Raw genomic sequence first — 4,599 nt, 5'->3', positions numbered from 1 at the left:
GCAAGTTAGTTAAAAGAAGTTTTGATATCAAACAGGGAATTGATAAAGATGTTGCACGAAAAATGGTTAAGATGGTGAAAGAAGCCAAGCTTAAAGTTCAGGTGGCAATTCAAGGTGATAAAGTTCGTGTTACGGGTAAAAAACGAGATGACTTGCAAGAAGTGATGCGCTTCTTCAAAGAATCGGATCTTGATATTCCGCTGCAATTCAATAATTTTAGAGATTAAGCTTAGAACGCTGAATCGGCTGTTGCTTCCTTTAGGGTGCTTTTATCTTCAATTCGCGATGAAAATATAAAAATATGTCTCAAGCACACTTAGGCTGGCGCCAGTCTTTAAGCTCTCTAAAGCACCCTCGGGTTCTGTCGATGCTGTTCTTCGGGTTTTCGGCAGGAATTCCCTTACTGTTAATATTTTCTTCGCTGTCTTTATGGTTGCGTGAAGCAGGGGTCGAACGCTCGACGGTTACTTATTTTAGCTGGGCGGCTTTAGCCTATTCTTTCAAATTCTTATGGGCGCCACTTGTTGATCGCCTTCCTGTGCCTTTGCTAACAGCCAGAATGGGGCGTCGAAGAGCATGGTTATTGATTTCCCAGCTAGCTGTTATGTCTTCTATCGCAATGATAGCTGCCGTTAACCCGGCTCAAGAAAGTGCTTTGAGCGTTATGGCTTTTGCGGTTGTGATGCTGGGGTTCTCATCGGCGACGCAAGATATTGTAATCGACGCCTATCGAATCGAGTCTGTTGGCACCGACCTGCAGGCATTGATGTCTTCCACCTATATTGCGGGCTATCGTATTGGCATGCTGGTCTCGGGAGCAGGGGCTTTGTTACTGGCCAGCTCTTTTGGCTCATCTGGTGAGGAATATGTCTATGATGCTTGGAGATCTACCTACTTGCTGATGTCTTTGACCATGTTAGTCGGGCTTGCTACGACCTGCATGGTGAGAGAGCCGAGCACAAGTAATGATACAAATAGTGCTTTTACTTCTGCTCAATATCTGAGGTTTTTGCTGTTATTTGTCGCCAGTATTGCACTGTTTGTATCGGTGTATATTCTAGGCTCTGAACTGGCTGCAGAATTGAAAATCTTCTTGGCTGAGTTGTTTAAGAACTCTGCTTTAGGGAACTTGCTAGTTGAATGTTTACGCCTGCTTACAGGGCTTTTAACTGTCGCACTGTTTATTCGTTCGATGGCCAATACCCCCTTTTACGAAAAGACACTCATACATCAATCTTATATTGCTCCCGTTGAAGAGTTTTTTAGCCGCTACGGTCTAAAGCTAGCGGTCTTATTGTTGATATTTGTCGGCTTCTATCGTATTTCAGATATTGTCTTAGGGGTAATCGCGAATGTTTTCTTTCAGGATATGGGCTTTAGCAAAACAGAGATCGCGACGGTTGTAAAAACCTTTGGCCTATTTATGACGATCGCAGGGGGATTTTTAGGAGGCGTGTTATCTGCTCGTTATGGTGTGATCAAAATGCTTTATACCGGTGCTTTTTTAACCGTCGCAACTAATCTCTTGTTTATGCTGCTGGCAGAGTCGGGTCATAATATTGAGTTGCTGTATTTTGTGATCTCGGCCGATAACCTAACGGCAGGATTGGCCAGTGCGGCATTTATAGCCTTCCTTTCAAGCCTGACCAATGTGTCTTTTACCGCTGTTCAATATGCAATATTTAGTTCGCTGATGACGCTTTTGCCAAAAGTAATCGGAGGGTATTCGGGGAGTATGGTTGATAATTTGGGCTACTCAAACTTCTTTTTACTTGCGAGTTTGATGGGTGTCCCCGTTATTGCCTTAATATATTGGATTCAACGTTATTCTGCGTTTAAGGATGCTTAGCGGCTCTCGTTCATAGACAGTAGGCTAACGTTAAATATAGCATTGTCTGTTTTTGATAAGTTCAATGAAGTCTGTTTCCGATATTGGCGGGCAATAATGATAACCTTGAACAAGGTCGCAATGCATATCTTGAAGGAGCGAAGCCATGTGATGGTTCTCGACGCCTTCTGCGACGACTTGTATTCCCAGTGCATGAACCATCTCAATGATGCCTCGAACTAAGGTTCGATCTTCCTGTGATACGAGAATTTCATCAATAAAACTCTTATCAATTTTGAGGATTTCAATTGGTAACTTTCTCAGATAACTCAAAGATGAGTGGCCTGTACCAAAGTCATCTATTGCGGTTCTGATACCCATGCTTTTTATTTCGTGGAGCGTCTGAACTGCCAGGTCCAAATCGTCCATAATTGCGGTCTCAGTCACTTCAAGCTCAAGTGTTGAAGGGTCAATTCCAAATGTGCCCAGTGAGCGTGCTAGGTCTTCTTGAAGCAAGCCTCTATGGAAGTGACGTGCAGAAATGTTGAGTGCCAATATGAAGTCGGAGTCAAGATAGGTCTGCCACTCTTTTAGGTGTTTGCAGCATTGATGAATTACCCATTGGCTGATAGGAATAATTTGGCCATTTTCTTCAGCAATTGGGATGAACTCAAAGGGGTTGCGATATTTTCCATCTTCTTGCTTCCAACGGATCAGTGCTTCAGCGCCTTTGATGGAGCCAGTGTCGAGATCAATTTTGGGTTGGAAGAATAACTCAAACTGCTCTTGCTCTAGCGCAACATTTAACTGACTGCGTATTTTTAAGCGATGCGCTGGCTGGTCGTTCTCACTTGCTTGATATATCACATATGTATTTTTGCCACGTTTTTTGGCTTGATACATGGCAATGTCAGCATTACTAATTAATTTGTCGGAGTCATTGCCGTGATCGGGGGCGGCGGCAATGCCGATACTCGCGCTCATGTAAATATCTTCATTGCCTAAATGAAATGGTGTGCCAAAAGAGTCAACAATTGCTTGTGCAAATTGTTTGGCATTATCTGTGCCATCTTGTTTTTCCATCACTGCAATGAATTCGTCACCACCATGTCTAGATAGTAGTGTGTGAGGGGGCAGCTCGGCTTCAAGGCGCAGAGTTATGGCCTTGAGTAGTGCATCGCCAACACCGTGTCCCAGAGAGTCATTTACATCTTTAAATCCATCAAGGTCGATAAACAGGACAATCGTCTGGTCTTTGTTTTGACTTGCCGAAGTCAGGGCGGTATCGAGCCTGTTTGATAGAAGCCTGCGGTTAGGTAGGCCAGTAAGCAAGTCATGATAAGCTCGGTGACGGGCTTCCTCTTCTTTGAGTTTTAGTTCGCTGATATCCCTAAAGCTCCAAGCCAGGCCAATAATCTCGCCAGAGTTGTTTTTCGTCTGGGGGTTGGAATATGCCTCAATAGTTCGACCCTTTAGTGTTTTTATTTCACACAGACGCTGCTCTTTGGGAGTCTCGAGGCTGAATTTAAACTCGGCTGTCAGTGAGTTTGGCTCGCTGATGAGGGTTTCTGTTTCTTTTAGAAAGTCTGCTATATGGTTGATGTTCTTTTCTTCAGGGTCGATACGGAACATCTCACAGAAATTTGGGTTGTAGAGTCTGACTCTACCTTCCAGATCGAGCACTAATAGAGCTTCATGGCTCGACTCTAAACTTGCATGCAATAGTGAATGAGATTCTTTAAGCGCACTCTGGGTTATCTTAAGTTCTGTAACTTGGCGCTCTAGTTCTTTATTGCGTGTAATGAGTTCCTTTGCTGACAGTTGAACGGAGCGCTCGAGGGTTGTTCTTTGTTCATCAGCTTCGACATAACTATTATGTACGGCATTCAAAAATGCAGTAATGCGAGGGTCATCCGGCACTTCTGATAGGTGCTTTTCGATCTGCTCTAGAATGAGTTTATGGTACTTCATAGCTTTCGTTTGTACTGCATGTTACTTAATGAACGTAGAGTCATTAATTTTCTATGTTACAAGGTTATCTCTACTTCACTTTAGAGTGCGTGCTGAAAATGCTTTTTAACCTAGGAAAGCAGGAGTCGAGTTCTCATTAAGTACCCGGCACATGACTATTTCAAGTGAATCTACTTAAATTTAGACTATATTTCTGTGTTTCGCTGTGAAATTTTAATGTTACTTGAATTGTCTTTTAGCCAAGCCAGAGATATTGGCACATAGAAGTAGAGCTCAGTGGCATAGGCACGCCTTCTGTTTCCAACAGTGAAGTTTGTTCCAGAAACTTATCGGAGCCTATCGGGAAGGAGCACTTTCCTTGAGCATTAATTATTCGGTGCCAAGGAATGCGGCTGTCTTTAGGTAGTTGTTTTAATATGTAGGCGACGTAACGTGCTTTGCCTGGGTGCCCTGCCAGGGATGCTATTTTCCCGTAAGAACAGACTTGCCCGCTGGGGATGCTCGCCAAGCAGGCCAGTATAGCCTGCTTGCATTCACTTTCGTTTGTTGCCATTGGGAGTTAGATTCTTAGTCCACCATCGACATCGATGACCCGGCCTGTAAGGTAATTATTTTCAAAAATGTGCACCACACTTTGTTGAATATGGCTAGGTTGGCCGGGGCGACCTAAAGGGATAACTTTCTTCATATGGTCTTGAGCCTCAGGTTTCATACTGGCTGTCATTTCCGTTTCCATAAAACCGGGAGCGATCGCCATAGAGCGAATATTATAGCGCGCGAGTTCCTTGGCCCAAGTGACG

5 protein-coding genes are annotated in these 4,599 nt (G+C 43.8%); 2 read left to right on the top strand and 3 right to left on the bottom strand.

What is annotated here, in order from left to right:
* Nucleotides 1–227, top strand: a 227-nt coding sequence (locus A3756_RS14000) for a DUF520 family protein (RefSeq protein WP_156490474.1), incomplete at its 5' end; no start/stop codon positions are given.
* Between the two features lie 74 nt (nucleotides 228–301).
* The gene (locus tag A3756_RS13995) at nucleotides 302–1,849 is read left to right on the top strand and encodes an MFS transporter (RefSeq protein ID WP_068516461.1); all 1,548 of its coding nucleotides are present in this window, start codon (nucleotides 302–304) and stop codon (nucleotides 1,847–1,849) included.
* Nucleotides 1,850–1,879: 30 nt separating this feature from the next.
* Here the strand turns inward: A3756_RS13995 and A3756_RS13990 are convergent, their stop codons facing one another.
* From A3756_RS13990 to A3756_RS13980, 3 genes are all read right to left on the bottom strand, one after another.
* Nucleotides 1,880–3,799: an EAL domain-containing protein gene (locus A3756_RS13990; protein WP_068553714.1), complete on the bottom strand. Its 1,920-nt coding sequence runs from the start codon at nucleotides 3,797–3,799 to the stop codon at nucleotides 1,880–1,882.
* Between the two features lie 235 nt (nucleotides 3,800–4,034).
* Nucleotides 4,035–4,352 (bottom strand): MGMT family protein, encoded by a 318-nt coding sequence (locus tag A3756_RS13985; protein ID WP_068509027.1) that lies wholly within the window; start codon nucleotides 4,350–4,352, stop codon nucleotides 4,035–4,037.
* 6 nt (nucleotides 4,353–4,358) lie between these two features.
* On the bottom strand, nucleotides 4,359–4,599 hold a 241-nt coding region (locus A3756_RS13980), incomplete at its 5' end, for an SDR family oxidoreductase (RefSeq protein WP_156490473.1).

The organism is Oleiphilus sp. HI0086, from assembly GCF_001635225.1.
Note: the sequence above shows the minus strand (reverse complement) of the source record. Positions and strands in the feature narration are given on the sequence as shown.